Source organism: Enterococcus sp. DIV0008 (genome assembly GCF_050542615.1).
In the GTDB taxonomy this organism is placed as follows: Bacteria; Bacillota; Bacilli; order Lactobacillales; family Enterococcaceae; genus Enterococcus_D; species Enterococcus_D innesii.
The window spans coordinates 431,722-451,109 of sequence record NZ_CP172937.1 but is presented as its reverse complement, the minus strand read 5'-3'; the positions used below and the strand labels follow the sequence as shown (position 1 = coordinate 451,109).

At 44.9% G+C, this 19,388-nt stretch carries 16 protein-coding genes; all 16 read right to left on the bottom strand.

Annotated features, from left to right (window positions below; all coding sequences use genetic code 11):
• Positions 1-66: 66 nt before the first annotated feature.
• The 16 genes from IGI84_RS02135 to IGI84_RS02060 all read right to left on the bottom strand — a co-directional run bounded on the left by IGI84_RS02135 (position 67) and on the right by IGI84_RS02060 (position 19,361).
• Positions 67-1,206, bottom strand: coding sequence for a cysteine desulfurase family protein (locus tag IGI84_RS02135; protein WP_081118287.1), 1,140 nt, complete (start codon positions 1,204-1,206; stop codon positions 67-69).
• 199 nt (positions 1,207-1,405) lie between these two features.
• Entirely contained in the window at positions 1,406-2,359 is a 954-nt protein-coding gene (gene manA / locus IGI84_RS02130; RefSeq protein ID WP_170920124.1) for a mannose-6-phosphate isomerase, class I, read from the bottom strand.
• Between the two features lie 45 nt (positions 2,360-2,404).
• A complete protein-coding gene (locus IGI84_RS02125) occupies positions 2,405-3,421 on the bottom strand; it encodes a serine hydrolase domain-containing protein (protein WP_081118286.1) in 1,017 nt (338 codons plus the stop codon).
• Between the two features lie 119 nt (positions 3,422-3,540).
• Positions 3,541-4,242 (bottom strand): YesL family protein, encoded by a 702-nt coding sequence (locus tag IGI84_RS02120; RefSeq protein ID WP_081118285.1) that lies wholly within the window; start codon positions 4,240-4,242, stop codon positions 3,541-3,543.
• Between the two features lie 37 nt (positions 4,243-4,279).
• On the bottom strand, positions 4,280-5,911 hold the full coding sequence (locus IGI84_RS02115; RefSeq protein WP_081118284.1) for an extracellular solute-binding protein: 1,632 nt from the start codon (positions 5,909-5,911) through the stop codon (positions 4,280-4,282).
• Positions 5,912-5,973: 62 nt separating this feature from the next.
• Positions 5,974-6,867: a carbohydrate ABC transporter permease gene (locus IGI84_RS02110; protein WP_081118283.1), complete on the bottom strand. Its 894-nt coding sequence runs from the start codon at positions 6,865-6,867 to the stop codon at positions 5,974-5,976.
• Positions 6,868-6,889: 22 nt separating this feature from the next.
• Positions 6,890-7,804, bottom strand: a complete 915-nt coding sequence (locus IGI84_RS02105; RefSeq protein WP_081118282.1) for an ABC transporter permease — start codon at positions 7,802-7,804, stop codon at positions 6,890-6,892.
• A 410-nt stretch (positions 7,805-8,214) separates the two neighbouring features.
• Entirely contained in the window at positions 8,215-9,036 is an 822-nt protein-coding gene (locus IGI84_RS02100; RefSeq protein WP_081118281.1) for a VOC family protein, read from the bottom strand.
• Between the two features lie 175 nt (positions 9,037-9,211).
• Complete coding sequence (argB, locus tag IGI84_RS02095; RefSeq protein ID WP_081118280.1) at positions 9,212-9,973, bottom strand: acetylglutamate kinase; 762 nt, start codon at positions 9,971-9,973, stop codon at positions 9,212-9,214.
• 35 nt (positions 9,974-10,008) lie between these two features.
• Complete coding sequence (gene argJ, locus IGI84_RS02090) at positions 10,009-11,199, bottom strand: bifunctional glutamate N-acetyltransferase/amino-acid acetyltransferase ArgJ (protein ID WP_081118279.1); 1,191 nt, start codon at positions 11,197-11,199, stop codon at positions 10,009-10,011.
• A 79-nt stretch (positions 11,200-11,278) separates the two neighbouring features.
• Positions 11,279-12,301, bottom strand: coding sequence for an N-acetyl-gamma-glutamyl-phosphate reductase (gene argC / locus IGI84_RS02085; RefSeq protein ID WP_220426289.1), 1,023 nt, complete (start codon positions 12,299-12,301; stop codon positions 11,279-11,281).
• Positions 12,302-12,447: 146 nt separating this feature from the next.
• Complete coding sequence (locus IGI84_RS02080; RefSeq protein WP_081118277.1) at positions 12,448-13,593, bottom strand: acetylornithine transaminase; 1,146 nt, start codon at positions 13,591-13,593, stop codon at positions 12,448-12,450.
• Positions 13,594-13,798: 205 nt separating this feature from the next.
• Positions 13,799-15,679 (bottom strand): ABC transporter ATP-binding protein, encoded by a 1,881-nt coding sequence (locus tag IGI84_RS02075; protein ID WP_430600656.1) that lies wholly within the window; start codon positions 15,677-15,679, stop codon positions 13,799-13,801.
• Positions 15,676-17,403 carry an ABC transporter ATP-binding protein gene (locus tag IGI84_RS02070; protein WP_081118275.1) on the bottom strand — a complete coding sequence of 576 codons (1,728 nt, stop codon included), beginning with the start codon at positions 17,401-17,403 and terminating at the stop codon, positions 15,676-15,678. The genes IGI84_RS02075 and IGI84_RS02070 overlap by 4 nt, the downstream gene beginning before the upstream one ends.
• Complete coding sequence (locus IGI84_RS02065) at positions 17,396-18,064, bottom strand: TetR/AcrR family transcriptional regulator (protein ID WP_077453958.1); 669 nt, start codon at positions 18,062-18,064, stop codon at positions 17,396-17,398. The genes IGI84_RS02070 and IGI84_RS02065 overlap by 8 nt, the downstream gene beginning before the upstream one ends.
• A gap of 265 nt (positions 18,065-18,329) precedes the next feature.
• Positions 18,330-19,361 carry an LPXTG cell wall anchor domain-containing protein gene (locus IGI84_RS02060; protein ID WP_081118274.1) on the bottom strand — a complete coding sequence of 344 codons (1,032 nt, stop codon included), beginning with the start codon at positions 19,359-19,361 and terminating at the stop codon, positions 18,330-18,332.
• Positions 19,362-19,388: the final 27 nt, after the last annotated feature.

Here is a 19,388-nt window from a genome sequence, read left to right as displayed (position 1 = left end):
TCTTCACCTCTTTAACATCATTTCTTTCATTATAAATAGTTTTCAGCGAGATTGCTAGCTGTTCTCCTACTTTTTCGTTGCTAAGACAGTTTCTGCTAATAGCTGAGCAAATGCTTCGATTTCCGCCAATGTGTTGCCATAGCCAAAGCTGACTCTGACCGATTCCCGGATAGCTGGATGCTCTTTGCCCACCATCGCTTCGAGCACATGGGAGGGTTCCACATTGCCCGCCGTACAAGCGCTGCCCGTGGAGATGGCGGCCCCTTTTAAATCCAATTTCATCAGCAGCAAGTCACTGCTGACACCTGGGAAACGTAGATTCAAAATATGCGGCAATTTGTGTGCTGGATCGCCATTCAACTGAACATCGACGCCTTGTGCTGCTAAGGTATCCATCAGTACATCGGCAAACGTTTGATATTGTTCTGCCGCTGCTTGCTGCGCTTCGGGGGTATGCAAAGAAACTGCTTTGGCCATTCCCATGATGGCTGCCAAGTTTTCCGTCCCTGCTCGCCGTTTTTCTTCTTGTTCGCCACCATGGAGTAGCGAAGGTAGCGACAAACCATCTCGTTTATACAAAAAGCCGATCCCTTTTGGTCCGTTGATTTTGTGAGCCGAAATGCTTAGGAGATCAATGCTATTTTCATTGATTTCAAGCGGGATTTTGCCATAAGCTTGCACGGCATCGGTATGAAAAACGGCGGGATGCTCCCGTAAAAGGGCGCCAATTTCTGCAATCGGCAACAAATTGCCCGTTTCATTGTTTGCCGTCATTATGGATACTAAAATCGTATCGGGACGTAAGGCAGCCTCAACTTCACTGACGGCCAATTGCCCCTTTTGATCTACGGGCAAATAGGTCACCTCAAAGCCTAAGCCTTCTAAATAGCGCATACTCTCAATGACCGCCGGATGTTCGATCTGGGTCGTAATGATATGTTTGCCTTGTGCTTGTTTGCTAAGGGCTGTACCGATGATCGCTGTATTATCACTTTCGGTACCTCCACTGTTAAAAATGATCTCATGTTCCTTGACCCCTAGCTGCTGAGCGATCGCTTGACGAGCCAATTCTAATTGAGTGTGGGCATCTCGACCATAATGATGAATGCTTGATGGATTGCCAAAAAATGTCTGCATCGTCTCACTCATCACTTTGATCACTTCTGGGTGCAGCGGTGTCGTTGCTGCATGATCTAAGTAAACCATTCTTTTCACCTATCCTTCATTACTGCCATTATAACAAATCTTCCTCAGACGTCTATCGTGAGTGTCCATACGAAAAAACCTGTCAGTCAAAAGCGGAAAAATCGCCAATGATGACAGGTAGCTGAACGCGTTCAGCCTTACGAAAAATCAGGAACGTGTGCTGTTTTGCTTGTGCGGCTCACGTCACTTACTGATCGTTTTATTTTTTTCCAGGTTCAGAGGCAATGACAGTCAATTCACCAACCAATTCCCATTTCTTGATCGGATTTGGCAAAATGCAGCTAGTGCCCATTTTGAGTTCATAGGAATGACCGTCGATCATCAAATGCCCATACCCATCGATCACGGTCATCAAGGTATAATCGGCCTTTTGTGCCAACGATAATTTCCCACGTACTTCCCATTCATACACATTGAAAAATGGCGTTTCAAGATAGGTAACGACTGCTGATTGTCCTTGTTTGACTTCACGGATCGATAATTCTGGCGTCCGTGCAGGAATCGTCGTCACATCGATTGATTGTTGGATATGCAGCTCCCGTGTTTGTCCTTGATCATCAGTACGATCATAGTCGTACACCCGATAAGTCGTATCCGAGCTTTGTTGGGTTTCTAAGATCATGATCCCTTTCCCAATGGCATGGATCGTTCCACTTGGCACGTAGAAGAAATCGCCTTTTTTCACAGGGACTTTTGTTAACAAATCATCCCAACGACCCGCTTCGATCATTTCCGCAAGTTCTTCTTTGGTTTGTGCGTGGTGGCCATAAATGATTTCCGCACCTGGTTCGGCATCAATAATGTACCAGCATTCCGTTTTCCCTAATTCCCCTTCATGGGCTAGCCCATACGTGTCATCAGGATGGACCTGAACGGATAGATCATCTTCCGCATCTAGAATTTTAATTAATAATGGAAAGACTGGTTCGTCTGAATGTCCAAACAGTTCTTGATGGTCTTGCCAAAGATCCGCCAATGTTTTGCCTTTAAACGGACCATTTTCAATGACGCTCACCCCATGAGGATGCGCACTGATCGCCCAATCTTCACCGATTTTGTCACTCGGTAAATCAAAACCAAAAACAGAATGCAGGCGACTGCCGCCCCAAATTTTTTCTTGAAAAACAGGTTTCATAAACAATGGTTCCATAATTGTTCCCCTCTCTAGTTGTTCGTGCATATTATAGCATGAATCCGCTTATTCGGCAGATTCTTTTAAGTAACATTGCAGGATTTCGTCACGATGACCCAAGTAGCTTTCTCGATGATCCACTGGATGGACCCGATTCGATAAGAAAATAAACGCTTTTTTGTTAGGGATATCTACTGCGAGAAACGTGCCTGTATAGCCTGTATGAAATAATTGGTACGGCGCACCCAATAAGTCCCAGCCATAGGTGCGGGGCTTTGTGCTTTCAGGCGTCTGCCTCTGAGCCAGCGCCTGCATCACTTTTTCTGAGAAAAACGGCGCCCCTTGCTGCTGACCATTTGCCAGTAACAGTTGAACGAACAGCGTCAAATCATCCACGGTAGAAAACAACCCGGCGTTGCCGGCATGGTTTCCCAGCACTCGTGCTTTTGGGTCATGGGTGATTCCTCTAAGGATACTGCCGTCTGGCTGCTGCTGGGTAGGCACGATCAATGGCAGCTGTGAAGGAGGAAAAGGCGGAAAGCCGCTGTTCTTCATGCCTAAAGGCGTCAAGACTTCTTCTTGAAAAATCTTGGTCACTGGTTTTTGATACAGCTCCTCCAATAAAAAGCCCAGCAAAATCGTACCAGTATCCGTGTAGTTGACCGTTTGACCGATCGTATCACTGCTTTCAAGCTGCAAATACGCCTTACGCAAGGCAGCAGCACCCAACTGGTCTCGATGAGGAATCCACGTGTTGATGGCTGCCGTATGCGTCAGCAAGTGCTTGATCGTTACCCGATCGTCTTTAAACGCTGGCAACCAACGAGTAAGCGGTACCTCCATCTCGATTTCCCCTTGATCCCAAAGTCTTAGCAGGACGGTGGTTGTACAAATGACTTTCGTCAATGAGGCTAAATCAAACAAATGCTCTTTCGTCATAGGTTCGGTTTTCGGAAGAAGCGCTGCCTGCCCGAATACATGGGTCTCTTGGGTTTCCCCGGCGATAAAACGCAGCACCGCTCCCGGGAAAACGGTCGGCATTTTTTCTTGTATGAGCTGTACTGTTTCTGGGTACATTGTCATCGTTCCATACTCGCTCCTTTCAGGCTTGTCTTGCTTCTAACTTTAGCACTTTTCGCCAATGAAAAAAACTACCCATTAAGGATAGTTTTCAGATTTTTTTCTAATCAGTATTACATAGATTACTCATCGGCTGGTGCAGCTTTTGCTTGCGCCTTTTGAATAATTCTCAAATAACTGTAACAAGCACATTGGCTGCCTAGTCCTCCTACGATCAATCCAGCGAGTAAGGGATGGATCAAGACAAGCAGTAAAGCGAGTCCACTCAACATTCCTAGCAACATCAGCGTCTGGAACGGTGCCCAAAAGATGATGAAAAAGCTTTTGATCAACGCAGTCCGCAAGGGTGCCGCCAAATGCACACTGTCGCAGATAAAATACAGTAACCACAGGAGCAAGATGATACTTAAAAACAAATAGCCGACAGCCAATAAGGGCAGCTGAAAGGAATCGATTTGCCGAAAAGAGCCTAACAGCAGCAAAGCGAGACTACCGAAAAAGAGGCCTGCGGCAACACTGCGCCGATAATTTTCCTGATAGAGCCGCCAAAAGGTCCCTCCGATGGCCTGTCGTGGTTCTTGATAGTACAACCAGCGCCGCATGACGCCAAATAAAGCAAAGGTCGCTGGCAAAAGAATGCTAGGAAAACTAATGATCAAACCAATCAAAGAGAAAAGAAACTGACGAGGAGAGCTGGGGAAAATCAGCCCCAAAGCTAGCAATAGAACGGGCAGATTGAACAGCAACCAGTAGCCATTCACAAGCAACATACTAGCTATCGCTTGACTGGCACCATACCAACGATACCATCGTTCATTTCCCATCAGTCCGGCTCCTTTCTCTACTCAGCTGATTTGTCCTCTAGCGGGCTAAGTTTTGTAGATTTTGCTGCCATTTCGCTGTTTGATAATCCAGCAATTCTTGATAACCGGCTGCTTGCGCTTGTTCTTCTGCCTCAGCAAAGATCGCTCGCACTTCTTCATCGCTATCAGCAAAGATCGCTGAAGCATTGGCTTCTTCAAAAATATCATTGATCCGTTGCTGAATAATTCCTTCTGGTGAGTCTGGCATCGGGTTGATCGCCGCAAATTCTGTGTCATCTTTTTGCGTGTCCCAAGTAATGGCATGCTGCCATTTCGTTGCCCAGTTCATTTGATCTTCGGGAAGATTTAATTCAAATTTTGTTTTAGTATTGTCTAAAAAGGCGGAGTTGCCGTTCCATTGGAAACTTGATGTTGCTTGCTCGATTTCTGAAACGCCGGCAGCATCTTCTGCGTAGGCATCTGTGAACTTTGTATAACCTTCTTCATCGAAGCCATCCCAATACTGCCCTTCTGGTCCAAACATCAGGATCGACTGACCCAATGGCCCTGTTAACCAATCTAAGAAGGCAAAGACTTTTTCTGGGTCTTCTGCATTTCTAGTGATGACACTGACATTCCACCCTAGCATTTCATAGGAACCTGGGAAGATATTGTCAGGATCCAGTCCTGGTTTAGCAATTGGTTCGATATAGAAATACCCCGCATCCGGGTTTTGCTCTTGCAAGATGTAGTGGGCATCGCGGGCATGATTCGATGGACTGGCAGCAGCATAAACTGCTACACGACCGCTGGTTACTTTTTCTGCCACCATATCTGCATCTTGCGTTAAGGTATCTTGGGTCATTAAGCGCTCACGGTACAATCTTGACGCATATTCAATCGATTCTACGTAGTTTTCATTGGCAAAGATCGAGGTCAAAGCATCGCCTTGAGGGACAGCCCGAATGCGGATATCTGCTGGTGAACGCCCTTCCGCAAAGGCGGAGTACAAGACATTGATCCCTTGTCCGCTGACATCTGTTTCAAATGGAATGATATCAGGAAACTCTGTTTGAACTTCTTTCAAATACTCATAAAGATCATCGGTTGTTTTCAATTCTGGCGCTCCTAAAGCATCATGAATCTCTTTATTGACGACATAACCCGCATTGCCAAAAGGCTCAGAGCTATACCAGTTTGGAAATTGATAAAGCTTACCATCTTCTGAACGCAACATGTTGAGGATTTCTTCGCCGGCCCATTCTTTCAAGTTCGGGTATTTATCCAAGTAATCATCAAACGGTACTAAGGCCCCCGCTTCTCGCAACCGTTCCACATCTGACCCACGATCAAGCCAGATAAAATCAGGCAGATCATCACCGGCGATCATTGTACTTAGCCGCTGTGCTGCATTCCCGCCGCCGTCGATCGCCCGGATATCTACATTGGTCAGTTCTTTGATGGCAGCAGTTGCTGGATCATCTCCCCAACGATCCATCGTATACCAATCATAATTACCAAACATCGTGATTTCCAGCGGTTCACTACCAAGCTCAAATACTTCCGAGCTGTCACGTTCGCTCGGTGCCGCTGCATCACTTTCTCTTGTTCCGGACTCGTTGCCGCAAGCTGCCAGCAAAAGACTCATTGCAGTCACTGACAGTACTCCTTTTAATAGCCTTGCTTTCATTCTTTTATCCCCTTTCAACTCTTACTGCTCTCCCCTTCTATCAAAAGGGGCCACCTGCTATGCTAATCTTTCAATGAACCAATCAAAACACCTTTTACAAAATACTTTTGAACAAACGGATAAACCATTACGATCGGCAAAGTCGCCACCATCATGATTGCCATTGATAAGGATTTTCCGGTAACACCAGTCATATCTGCCAAACGAGCAGCTGAGCCAGAATCGATTTGACTCATTTGCGAACTCACCGTGTTCGAATTCAAGACTCGCTGCAAAAACGTCTGCAAGGGAATCAGATGATCCGAAGTGATGTAGATACTTGGCATAAACCAATCATTCCAGTGTCCAACTGCGGTAAACAGCGAGAGTGTGGCAATAACTGGACCTGATAGTGGCAAAATGATCCGGAAAAATGTCCCCCAATACCCGCAACCATCAATTTTCGCTGAATCTTCCAACCCTTTCGGCAGTTGCTGGAAAAACGTTCGGAAGATGATCATATTCCAAACACTGATCAATCCAGGAATGATCATTACCCAAAAAGAATCCATTAATCCTAGTGAACGTACCACTAAGAAGGTTGGGATCAAGCCGCCACTGAAGAACATCGTGAGGATGAAGAAGATCGTAATGTATTTCCGACCAATCAATTCTCTTTTTGACATCCCATAAGCCGCCATCGCTGTCAGCATGATTGATGAAAATGTCCCGATCACGGTCCGCAAGACACTGATGAAAAAGGCATTCATCAAGCGCTGGTCTTGAAAGACGATTTGATAGTTCTCCAACGTAAATTCTCTTGGCCAAAAAGTGATGCCACCAGTTACCGTATCACGACCAGAATTAAAGGAAATCACTAGCGAATTCCAGAAAGGATAAAACGTTAGAAATGCAAGCGTTATCAAAAATACGTAGATGAAAACCATCATCGCTTGGTCGCCCCAATTTTTCCTCATTGCTCATTTCCTCCTCTGCTACTCACCATAGACTGTGACCGACTTTGCGTGCGAAAAAGTTTGCTCCGCTCAAAAGCGTGACACTAATGACTGCTTTGAACAAACCAACAGCTGTTGCATATGAATATTGAGAATTGCTGATCCCTACCCGATACACATAGGTATCAATGACATCCGCCACATTCCTAAGAGCTGGATTGCTCCCCAGTAAAAGCAAATCTTCAAAGCCCGCATTTAACAAGTTGCCAATTTCTAAGATCAAGAAGATCGTAATGATTGGAATGATCGAAGGCAACGTGATCAAAAAAACTTGCTGAAATTTCGTCGCACCATCTAAGGATGCTGCTTCATACAACTGCGGATCGATCCCAGCAATGGCTGCCATATAGACGATCGAGCCAAAGCCAATCGATTTCCAAAGATTCGTCGTAACGATGATCGTCCAGAAATAACGGGGGATCGATAAAAAGTTGATTGGTTCATCGATCAGGTTTAAACTCTCCAAAGCAATATTTAAGCTACCGTTATCCATCGATAAAATCGACATCGTAAACCCTGCCACGATCACCCATGATAAAAAGTGTGGGAGATAAGTAATCGTCTGCACCACACGCTTGAAGGCAACATTCTTGACCTCGTTAAGCATCAATGCCAGCAAAATCGGTGCCGGGAAACAAATGACGATCTTTAACACACTGATCATAATGGTATTGCGTAAGATTTCCCAAAAGCGTGGTTCACTAAAAAAGCGACGAAAATTGTCAAAACCGATCCAAGGGCTTCCTGCCATTCCCTCAAAAATATTGTACTGTTGAAACGCCATCAAAATCCCGTACATTGGGATATAACTAAAGATACCTACCAGTAAGATCGCCGGCAGCACCATAAGCTGAAGATCCCATTGAGCAAAATACCGCTGTATCCCCTTTTTTTTCATCACATCTACTCCTTGTCTTCCCGTTACTGCTCACCACCAAAAGAAACCGCATACATTAAAACAACAAACAACCTCTGCGTCCAGAGTCCATCGAATCTCGATTCTTTTTTATTATAAATTAAGAATAACCACAATTCAATATAATGTTTTCTTTTTTTGAATCATAATGGCTATTATATTAAGTTTTAAAGCAAGCACCTAAACTATTAAATAACAAAACAAGAAAATTCAAATAGATTGGACCTGCTCTGCTAATACAGATAAACTACCGTTTTTTCAATGATTGGTCTTCAAATCGATGTAACAGGTTTTTGCACTCTTTCGTGCGAAATAAAAACAAAAGTTTCTTTTTTTGACAAAAAAAAGAAAAAGCAGAGAATCGCCCTCTCTGCTTTTTCTTTCATAACCTATTATTTTTTAACGATAAACCACCATTCGATACCGATGGCATCGTAGGTCGTCAACAATTTCCGTTTTTTGTCGATGAAAAACGCTTGATTCTTCTCAGACAAGTGTTTTTCCAATGTATCGATATCTTCTTGACTGATAGAGATTTTCAAGAAGTCTAAGCCAAGCACCTCATGGCTCGGTAAGTCGATCGTACCACCTTGTGCTTCAGTCAAGCCAACTTGGAAGTCACCATCATTGAGGATAAATTCCTTTGTTTCGGCTTCTTTTGTTTTCAAGCCTAAGCTTTCTTCTAAGAAAAGCTGCTCTTTGGCTAGATCACTGACGTTTAAATACAGCTTGCCAAAATGAGCCTCTTTTGATAAGCCAGCCGCTTTTGCAGGTGCCGCTTTGATCAATTCTGCTTCGTCTTTTGGCAACGCAGTTCCTGCGGGTGCTGTAAATGAGACTTCAATTTTGTTCCCTTCTGGATCAGCTATCAGGAAGCCTAATTGATTCGCTTCATAACGAGCTTCTTCGAAAGCAATCGCTTTTTGTTGGGCATTGCTCGCGATAGTTGCCGCTTCTTCTAGCGAGGATACAGCTAAGACGATGCGCTGCATCTTTTTGATCTCACCGAAATGATCGTTGGCACGTGGGCTTTCTTCCAACCATAAAACTTCTCTATCTAATCCTTTTAGACCAAAAATGGCCAACTCATTTTCTTCTCTTTTCAGCTCAAAGCCAAGTACATCTCGATAAAAGGCAATCGCTTGATCGCGGTCTTTTACCCGAATTGCAACAGTCAGCAACTTCGTACTGCTCCCCAATAAGAAATCTGTCATTGTTTCTCCCCCTACTTACATATGTACTCATTGTACTGATAAAACGAAATTCTAGCAAATGAAATCCCTACCTCTTTTATTCTTTTTTTGGAGAAAACAAGAAGAAAAGCGCAGAAAAGTCAGAATTTTGCAATCTTACGAGGGGAAGACAGGCGTTGGATTGCCGCTAAAGGCTTTAACCGCAAACAGCTGCTGCTGGAGTTGCAGCTAAGATCTGAGTGCCCAAACGGTCGACACGATCCGTGATACAAACAGAGGCGACCCCTGCTTTCAACGCTTTTTCGGCGCTTTTTAGTTTGGGCAACATGCCGCCTGTGACTACTTCTTCGGCGATCAAGCGGGGGATCTCTTCAAAAGAAACAGCGGATAACCACTTGCATTCTTGTTTGATGCCAGGAACATCCGTCAACAAATACAGTTTTTCGGCTTGCAAGCTGGCAGCAACCTGACACGCTACTTCATCGGCATTGATGTTCAGCCATTGCCCCTCTGGGGTAATTCCTAGCGGTGCCAAGATCGGAACATGTTTTTTCTCTGTCAAGAGCTGCAGGAAAGCAGCGTTGATTTGTTGAACTTTCCCTACTTGCCCTAATTTCTCCTCATCGATAACTTCTCCTTGAATCAGTTGATCACAGCCGGCATTCAGTCCTACGGCATGGAAGCCGGCTTGCTGGAAAGCGGTCGTGATCAGCGGTTGAACTTGTCCCAAAAGGACCATTCTAGTTACTTCAAGCGTCTGGGGGTCGGTCACCCGCAGGCCGTCTTTGATCGTGACTGTCAACGCCATTTTCTCCATCATTTCTGAGATGTAGTGACCACCGCCATGGACGATGACCACTTTTTTGCCCGCAGCTTGCCAATCTGCTATAGTCTCAAAGAATGACGGGGTTAAATTGTCTGAGGCGACACCGCCGATTTTTACTACGATCGTTTCCATCTACTCGCTCCTTTTTGTCTAGTACCTGATTTGTATTAGGTATGATATAGTGCGTTGATTTTCACATAGTCATACGTCAGATCACAGCCCCAAGCGGTGCCAACACCTGCCCCTTCTTTCAGCTCAACAGCGACTTTGACTTCATTTTCCGCCAACTGTTCTTGCATGATGGTTTCGTCAAAAGCTACCGGTGTCCCTTGGACAAAGACGGGAATGTCGGCTAATGCGATCGATACCGTTGCTGGATCGATGGGTTGCCCACTATAACCTACTGCACATAAGATACGCCCCCAGTTTGGGTCTTTGCCAAAGAGGGCTGTTTTGACCAGCGGCGAACCGACGATGGTTTTGCTGATCATTCGGGCTGCTTCATCCGTCACCGCTCCACTCGTGTGAGCTTCGATCAATTTGCTGGCGCCTTCTCCATCCTTCGCAATTGCTTTGGCTAGTGCGGTCAGAACTGCTTTGAGCATCCCTTTAAACTCCTGATAAGCTGGCGTATCGGCTTCGATCGTTGGATTTTTGGCTAACCCGTTGGCTAAAACTATCACCATATCATTAGTGGATGTATCGCCATCGACCGTGATTTGATTGAAGGTAACGTCGGTCAATTCTTTCAGCAGTGCTTGCAAGAGTGCTGGAGCGATCGCCGCATCCGTCGTAACAAATGCCAGCATCGTGGCCATATTGGGATGGATCATACCAGACCCTTTGGCACAGCCCGCAACAGTCACCGTTTTGTCAGCGATCGTTGATTGGATGACACTGCTTTTTTCAGTCAGATCCGTCGTCAAAATCGCTCTTTGAAATCGGTGGGCATCCCCTTGCCTGTTTAGTTGCTGAATCCCTGCAGTGATTTTTTCCATCGGTAAGCTCTTACCAATGATCCCAGTGGAGGCTACCGCAAAGGCTTCGGGACTCGTATGTAGCTGGGCTGCTGCCAATTCTGCCATCTCTTGTGCATCTTTTAAACCTTGCTCCCCGGTACAAGCATTGGCATTGCCCGCATTGACGATCACGCCTTGCAAGGTGCCTGCTTGCATTTTTTCCTTTGTAACGAGAATGGGTGCCGCTTGTACTTGATTGGTGGTAAAGACTGCCGCAGCACTGGCTGGCACTTCAGAGACGATCCAACCAAGATCGACTTTCTCTTTCTTCAGACCGCAATGCAGACCGTCGGCAAAAAAACCTTTGGGGGTTGCGATCGTTCCTTCGATTTCTTTCATTTTCTTTCCTCCTACTTGCCACCTTTTTGCGGATTGTCCACTGGCTGACACGAGTATCCTCACGCGTCTGTTGGCTATTTTATGGATATAACGTTGCTTGCATAAGACCAGTCGTTTCTGGTATCTTTGCCCATCGATTGAAGTTTTGGATCGCTTGGCCAGCAGCCCCTTTGCCTAAATTATCGATCACTGCGACAACGGTCAACACTTGGGTCAGCGGATTGAAACATATGCCAATGTCACAAAAATTCGTTCCCGTCACTTGCCGCAGCTCGGGCAGCTTTCCTAACGGTTGCACTCGGACAAACGGATGGTCTTGATACGTTTTTACGTACTGCTCATAGATGTCCTCTTGCGAAATCGCGTCTTTGATAGGCGCATAAAGCGTCATAAAGATCCCTCTTTTGACAGGCAGTAAGCTGGTAGAAAATTGGATCGGCGGCATTGCCTGATCCCATTGCTGAAACTGCTGCATGATCTCAGGAATATGCTGATGCTGATTTGGCTTATACATCGTCATGTTATCCGCAGCGGTTGCAAAGTGACTGCTGTCGGTCAATTTCTTACCAGCACCCGACAAGCCCGACTTGCCATCAAAAATCAACGTACCGCTGAATAGTTTTTGCTGAACCAACGGCGCAGCCGCTAAAATGGCAGCAGTCGCATAACAGCCTGGATTGGCGATCAAATTGCCAGGAGTCGTTGCAAACTCAGGCAGCGAATAGGTCGCTTGTGCCAACAACTCGGTAGGTGCAGCTTCTTGGTGATACCATTTTTGATAGCTATCCCGATCCTTCAATCGCAGATCACCAGAAAGGTCAATCACTGGAAAGTCATTTGCGACAAAAGTCGCTGCGAGTTCTTTGCTGATTCCAGCAGGAGTCGCAAAAAACACGAGTTGATTTTCCTTTTGGATTTTTTCTGCATCAAAAGGTTCGATCAGCTGCTCTGTCAGTCCAATTAAATGAGGATACAAAACTGATGAATTTTCATGCATAGAATGACTATGCAAGGTGCCCACCTCCAATTGGGGATGCTGCTGGATCAAACGAATCAATTCAATTCCGGTATACCCTGTTACACCAACGATTGCTGCCTTCAAACACGTCACTCCTCAAAAGAATTTACTTAAGATTATAAGAAACTCCCATCGCTCTGTCAATGATTATTTATAAAATTATTCAAAACAAATTCGCTGTTATTCGGTTTTTATAAGAAAAAATGCCCAAAAAATCTATTTTTATACAATTATGCTAAGATCGCTTGTAAAATCGCCAATGCTGCTTTCGTTTCCTCTTGCGAGATCGTTAAGGGTGGCAGCAAGCGCAAAACCTTGGTACCCGCCTTTAATGCGAGGAGGCCTTGGTTCCGCAGTTGGGTCAACACGGATTGCAAGCTTTCCGAATCGGCTAATTCGATACCGATCATCAGTCCTTTCCCACGTATCGCCTGCACCTTAGATAGTCCTTGCAATCCGTCGAAAAACTGCTGCTGACGCAATTGAACATTGACTTGAATGTCCTCTTCTTGCAACACACTACAAACGGCACTAGCAGCGGCCATCGCTAATTTATTGCCACCAAAGGTCGAACCGTGACTACCGGGTCCAAAAGCCGTTTGCAAGTGGCTTTTGCCTAGCATCGCTCCGACAGGGATCCCGTTACCAAGCCCTTTTGCTACGGTAAAAAGATCAGGTTCAATGCCATATCCTTCAAAAGCAAACAGTGTTCCTGTCCGTCCCATCCCGGTTTGGATCTCATCCACCACTAGCAGTGCTCCCTGCTCCTGACAAAGGGCTGCCACCGCTTGGACCCATGCCACCTCAGCAGGGATCACGCCGCCTTCGCCTTGGATCAATTCTAAAAACACGGCTGCCGTCTGCTCATCTAAAACGGCTTGCAATGCCTCAAGATCATTAAAGGGTACATAAACCATCTCTGGTACTAACGGTCCAAACCCATCATGGATACTGCTTTGCCCAGTCAAAGACATCGCGCCAAAAGTCCGACCATGGAAAGATTGTTCAAAACTGATGACTTTGCTGCGACCAGTCGCTTTGCGAGCCAGCTTTAAAGCAGCTTCGTTCGCCTCAGCACCGCTATTACAAAAATAAGCCAGATACGGCTCGTCTGATGCGTTCTTTTGATTTTGGGTCAGCTTTTGGGCAACTTCTTCTTGCAGCTGGCTATCATACAAATTCGGCACATGCCAAATCTGCTCTGCTTGTGACATCAAAGCAGCTTGCACTTTGGGATGTCCATAACCGAGATTGACGACCCCGATGCCGCTTGTTAAATCTAAATATTGTTTGCCTTGCGAATCTACCACATAGCTGCCGCTGCCTTGCTGGATATCGATGGGCAAACGGCTGTAATTAGGAAAAAGATGACTCATTGGTTTCACTCCTTGTCTTGGTTCATTCGAAATTATGTATTAATATACATTTTAATCCAGTTAATTGCAATAAATATTTAAAATAAAGCGGCAAAAATTCATAAAAAAAAAGAAAGCAGTGACAATCACTGCTTTCTTTCAGTCAACCTTTGGCGGTCTGTTTATTATCATTTGGGGAAGAATTTCTTTCATTACAAACAGTGGATCACGCCACTTCTTCTGAAAATTGACTGTTATACAGGTCTGCATAGAAACCGTTTTGTGCCATCAATTCTTCATGATTTCCAGTCTCAACAATAGACCCGTGATTCATCACGATGATATTGTCAGCATCACGAATCGTAGAGAGACGGTGAGCAACCACAAAGCTGGTCCGATTTTCTAACAAACGACCCATTGCTTTTTGGATCAAAATCTCTGTCCGCGTATCGACACTGGAAGTTGCCTCATCCAAAATCAAGACATCTGGATCCGCTAAGAAGGCACGAGCGATTGTGATCAGCTGACGTTGACCTTGGGAGATATTGCTGGCTTCTTCATTCAAGACCGTATCATAGCCTTCTGGCAATTTGCGAACAAAATCATCCACATGGGCAGCTTTCGCCGCAGCAATCACTTGTTCTTTGGTCGCTTTTTCATTTCCATAATGGATGTTGTCATAGATGGAGCCGGTAAACAACCACGTATCTTGCAGCACCATCGAGATATTACTACGCAACTCATCACGAGTCAAGTCTCGAGTATCTTTGCCATCGTAACGAATGCTGCCGCCAGAAACATCATAGAAACGTTCCAAGAGATTGATCAGCGTGGTTTTCCCAGCGCCAGTTGGTCCTACGATAGCCACCATCTCACCAGCTTTGACATCCAGATTAAAATCAGTCATCAATAATTTGTCTGGGGCATAACCAAATTGAACATGATCGAAACGAACTTTGTATTCACTGTCTTCCACTGGCAGACCAGAAGGTTCATCATTCATTTCTTCTTCATCCAAGACTTCAAAGACCCGTTCGGCAGATGCAACGGTTGATTGGATGGTGTTTAGCAAGCTAGCGATTTGAGTGATCGGTTGAGAGAATTGATTGGTGTATTGCAAGAATGCTTGCACATCCCCTAACGTCATGTTCCCATTCGCCACTTTGATCCCACCAAGGACAGCCACGAAGACATAGCCCAAGTTTTTAATGAAGTTCATCAAGGGCATAATGATCGCTGAAATAAATTGGGCTTTCCAACCAGCGGAATACAGACGGTCATTTTCTTCTTCAAAAACGTCTTGATCGGCGGCTTCATGGTTGAAAGTTTTGACAACTGTGTGACCGCCGTAAGTTTCTTCGACTTGGTCATTGAGCAATCCTAAACTTTTTTGTTGTGCCGCAAAGAATTTTTGCGATTTTGGTGCGACGATCATCACGACGACCAAGCTTAAAGGAACCGTTGCTAAAGCAACCAAAGTCAGTTGCCAACTGATCGTCAGCATCATCCACAAAACCCCGATAAAGGTCACGACACTCGTAATAAATTGGGTCAAGTTTTGTTGCAAGGTACTTGCGATATTATCCATATCATTGATCGCCCGTGACATGATATCCCCATTTGAGTGAGTATCATAGTAAGAGATCGGCAAGCGGTTCATTTTTTCATCTAAGTCACGACGCAGCTCATAAACCGTTCGTTGCGAGACACGAGTCATAATAAACTGTTGTAGAAAGTTGAAGACGGCTGAAATCACATACATGCCGATCGCAATCAAAATGATTTGACCAACTTTCTCAAAATCGATAGGAAATTCTGTCACCTGTTGGCCGGCTTGCATCTGTTGTGCACCGATCATGACCCCTTTAAAAATTTCAGTGGTCGCTTCCCCTAAAATTTTCGGTGTTTGGATTTGGAAGATCACGGCTGCGATCGCTAAAACGAAGACGGCAATGATAGCGATAGAGCGTTTCGACATGTAACCGAAAAGCCGTTTGACCGTTCCCCAAAAGTTTTTGGCTTTTGGTCCTTTGGCACCGATGTTACGGCCCGGACCGCCACTCATTGGTCCGCCACGGTGTTGTGTTGTTGTTTTCTTTTCACTCATGCAAGATCCTCCTCTCTCAATTGTGAAGAAACGATTTCTTGGTAGGTTTCATTGTCTGCCATTAATGATTCATGGGTTCCTTTTCCTACGAGTTGTCCTTCATCCAATACTAAGATCGTATCGGCATCCATGACGGTGCTGACCCGTTGGGCAACCACGACCATAATGCTGTCTTGCATGTCGCGTTTCAGCGCTGCACGTAAGTTGGCATCGGTTTTGAAGTCCAGTGCGGAGAAGGAATCATCAAAGACATAGACATCTGCTTGTTTCACTAACGCACGAGCGATCGCTAAACGTTGACGTTGTCCACCAGAGAAGTTGCCGCCGCCTTGTTCTACACGGCTATCTAAGCCATCTGCCAGTTCGGAGACAAAATCTTTGGCTTGGGCGATCTCTAATGCTTGCCAGATTTCTTCGTCTGTCGCATCGGGTTTTCCGTATTTCATATTTTCACGAATGGTACCAGAAAACAGTACCGCTTTTTGTGGAACAAAGCCCACGGCTTCTCGTAGATTGTGCTGGGTAACTTCTGCAATATTGACCCCATTGATTTTGATTGCACCAGACTCCACATCGTACAAACGAGGCAAGAGATTGACTAGGGTCGTTTTCCCTGAACCCGTCCCACCGATGATGGCAACAAAATCACCAGATTTTGCTTGGAAGTCGATATCTTCCAACGCCAATTTCTCAGCGCCTTGGTAGCGATACGCCACATGGTCAAAGGTCAAGGTTGCTTGATCCCCTTGTAAGCTCAATGTCGCTGGTGTTTTTGGATCGAGAATTTCATCTTCTTCATTTAAGACTTCGTTGATCCGGTCAGCCGATGCTTGGGCTCTTGGCACCATCACGAAGATCATGGACAGCATCATAAAGCTGATCAAAATTTGCATTGCATAGGTCATAAACGCAATCAAGTTCCCGACTTCTAAGGTCATTTCTGCAATATAATGACCACCAAACCATGTGATGGCAATGTTCGTCCCACTCATGATCAACGTCATCAATGGCATCATCAAGGCCACGATGGTGTTTACTTTAATCGCGGTGTGGGTGTAATCTTTGTTGGCTTCATCAAAGCGATTCGCTTCATAATCCGTCTTATCAAATGCTCGAATAACGCGGACCCCCGTCAAGCCTTCACGAAAGACTAAGTTCAAACGGTCGGTTTTCTTTTGCATACTTTTGAATAAAGGAACGGCAAAATACATAATACCACCGACCAATACCAGCATGATAGGAATAACGACTAAAAAGATTCGTGTTAATTGGGCATCTTTTTGATAGGCCAAGAAGCTCGCCCCAATCAGTGTGATCGGTGCATTGATCATCATACGTAAAAACATTTGCGTCACCATTTGAATTTGGTTGACGTCGTTGGTGGTCCGTGTGATCAATGATGCGGTCCCGAATTTATCGAAAGAACGAGAAGAAAAATTCTCAACTTTTTGGTAAATGTCCGAACGTAGTTTTTGTCCTAATTTTTGTGATTCTCTTGTTGCGAAATACGTATTTCCTAAAGCGGCGATGATACTGATTAATGAAAAGCCGATCATGTAAAAGCCGGTTTTCCAAATGTAATCAATGTCGCCTGTCGCCACCCCATTGTTGATAATATTGGAAGTCAATGTCGGTAGATACAAATCAGAAACGACTTGGATCACCATAAACACCACTGCCATGATGATGGAAATGACGGATACGCGTTTTATCAGCTTAATCATAGGTTTCCCCTCTTTCTTTTTTTGCGCCCTCTCTTAACCAGCGGACTTTACTGTTGAAATCAGCAATCGCTTCGGCAGGATCATAGTCTGGATCAAACGCTGATTGGCGATAGGCTTCGGCAATCGTCGAAAAGACGGTATGCATCAGCAGCTGGATCAGCATTTTCAACTCATGGTCGTCTTTGACTTTCAATAAATCTTTGTCGATCTCTGACAAAAAGATGGCTTGCTGCTTCTGCCGATCGGCTTTGTGTTCTTGATGCATCTTGTGCTGCATCTCGGGCACGACTTTATGGAAGGAACGATAATCCATACTCATAAATAAATTGCGGTAAAAGTTTGCATTTTTGCCTTTAAAAACTTCGGCGATCATCCGTGAAAAGTACCATTCGAACCCCGCAAATAGATCCCCATTTTCATGTTGGATCGATTTCAGCAGGTCTCGCTGACTATTTTTTTTCAACGTATGGAAATAATAGTAGTAAAGATCTTCTTTGTTTTCGAAGTATTGGTAAAAACTCCCCCGAGGAATTTCGGCATCTTTGATGATATTGGCGATCGAGGCGTCTTTCAAAGGCAGCCTGGAAAATTCTTTTTTCGCCGCATTTAAAATGCGCTTTTGTTTTTCCGGCGGCAAGTGAAAAAATGTATCTGTCGGCATCACAAGCATCTCCTTTCTAATTAAAATAAATCACAGCTCTCAATATGACACGATGTCATATGACACTGTGTCATTATACACCCTTCACCAGAGAATGCAAGAATTTAAATTTGACTTTTTTATGAAGGAATCGATTCTGGTCTTTTTATAAAAGGCGTTATTTGAAAAGAAATCATAAATGAAATTTCTGAAAACAAAAAACCTTCGTTTCCCTGATGGAAAACGAAGGTTGCTATTTTTTCATTCTGCCTATTATAAATAACGTTCATTTTTTCTTTCGGCGCCATAAAATCAAGAAAACGATCAACAGCAGGATGATACCTGCGATCAATAAGGTATAGCTTGGCGCTTCATTGGTTTTAGGTAATGTTTTTTCGCCATCGGCAGTAGCGTTGGCCTCTTTCGAAGAAGTCGTTGTAGCTGTTTCTTGAGCGGTCGTCGATGTTGCGGTCGCTTCTTCAGTCGTACTCGTTTGCGTGCCTGTAGGCAGATACATGGAATCATTTGCCGCTTGAATGATATAAGAGATCCGTCCTGGAACAAAGGCACCTGGATCGACTTGCATCTCTTGTTCCATCTGATTCAAGTTGGTTAAAATCGAAATCATCCATTCGTTGGAAACGGCTTGATTCAAATGTAAAAAGACTCCGTCTGCTGGATAGACGACCCGTAAATATTCCTGCAACTGATCCACGACAGGAATCAAGTCAGCAAAACTGGCGTAGCTATTCGCATCAAAAGCCAGTTGTGGCTCAATGGCTTCCCAGGATAACGTCTGATCAACAAACAAGGCACCGATGATTTTTGCCAAGTAAGCAATATCAAAGCCCATCGCATCACTAGAATAACGTAGTGCTAGGCGATTGCCATTGGTCAATTCTTCATCTGTCAACTGGTCCAACTGTTCTTGGGTAAATGCGGTCACACTGCCTTCAGTGATCCCTTGAGTTAAGGCACTACGTAGCGAACTAGGTTCATCGGCTAACGTATTGATCTCATTGACGTTTTGCGTCCCTGTCTCTGCTTGGATCGAGGCAATAACGGCTTCGGAATCGACTGGCTCTTGATTCTCGTCAGCTGTAGTTTCTGAAGTAGCGGATTGATCCGTTTCTTGGTCTTCCGCTGTACTTTCTTGGGCAGAATTTTGGATCTGCTCACTATCTGTTTGCCCTTCTGATGAAAGCGTCTCGCTAACGGCAACCGGATTGTCACTTCCACTCGTAGCCGTTTCATCTGCATGAACCATCAATGGTGAAAATGCCAGCGTCATTAGTCCGAACCAAATTATTTTTTTCATCGTCATTGCCTCCTCGAATGGGATTTC

What these genes read in the sequence shown, in the direction of transcription:
- IGI84_RS02135 (WP_081118287.1), bottom strand. Translation starts at nt 1,206, where the DNA reads ATGGTTTACTTAGATCATGCAGCAACGACACCGCTGCACCCAGAAGTG.
- IGI84_RS02125 (WP_081118286.1), bottom strand. Translation starts at nt 3,421, where the DNA reads ATGACAATGTACCCAGAAACAGTACAGCTCATACAAGAAAAAATGCCG.
- IGI84_RS02120 (WP_081118285.1), bottom strand. Translation starts at nt 4,242, where the DNA reads ATGGGAAATGAACGATGGTATCGTTGGTATGGTGCCAGTCAAGCGATA.
- IGI84_RS02115 (WP_081118284.1), bottom strand. Translation starts at nt 5,911, where the DNA reads ATGAAAGCAAGGCTATTAAAAGGAGTACTGTCAGTGACTGCAATGAGT.
- IGI84_RS02110 (WP_081118283.1), bottom strand. Translation starts at nt 6,867, where the DNA reads ATGAGGAAAAATTGGGGCGACCAAGCGATGATGGTTTTCATCTACGTA.
- IGI84_RS02105 (WP_081118282.1), bottom strand. Translation starts at nt 7,804, where the DNA reads ATGAAAAAAAAGGGGATACAGCGGTATTTTGCTCAATGGGATCTTCAG.
- IGI84_RS02100 (WP_081118281.1), bottom strand. Translation starts at nt 9,036, where the DNA reads ATGACAGATTTCTTATTGGGGAGCAGTACGAAGTTGCTGACTGTTGCA.
- argB (WP_081118280.1), bottom strand. Translation starts at nt 9,973, where the DNA reads ATGGAAACGATCGTAGTAAAAATCGGCGGTGTCGCCTCAGACAATTTA.
- argJ (WP_081118279.1), bottom strand. Translation starts at nt 11,199, where the DNA reads ATGAAAGAAATCGAAGGAACGATCGCAACCCCCAAAGGTTTTTTTGCC.
- IGI84_RS02080 (WP_081118277.1), bottom strand. Translation starts at nt 13,593, where the DNA reads ATGAGTCATCTTTTTCCTAATTACAGCCGTTTGCCCATCGATATCCAG.
- IGI84_RS02075 (WP_430600656.1), bottom strand. Translation starts at nt 15,679, where the DNA reads ATGAGTGAAAAGAAAACAACAACACAACACCGTGGCGGACCAATGAGT.
- IGI84_RS02070 (WP_081118275.1), bottom strand. Translation starts at nt 17,403, where the DNA reads ATGATTAAGCTGATAAAACGCGTATCCGTCATTTCCATCATCATGGCA.
- IGI84_RS02065 (WP_077453958.1), bottom strand. Translation starts at nt 18,064, where the DNA reads ATGCCGACAGATACATTTTTTCACTTGCCGCCGGAAAAACAAAAGCGC.
- IGI84_RS02060 (WP_081118274.1), bottom strand. Translation starts at nt 19,361, where the DNA reads ATGAAAAAAATAATTTGGTTCGGACTAATGACGCTGGCATTTTCACCA.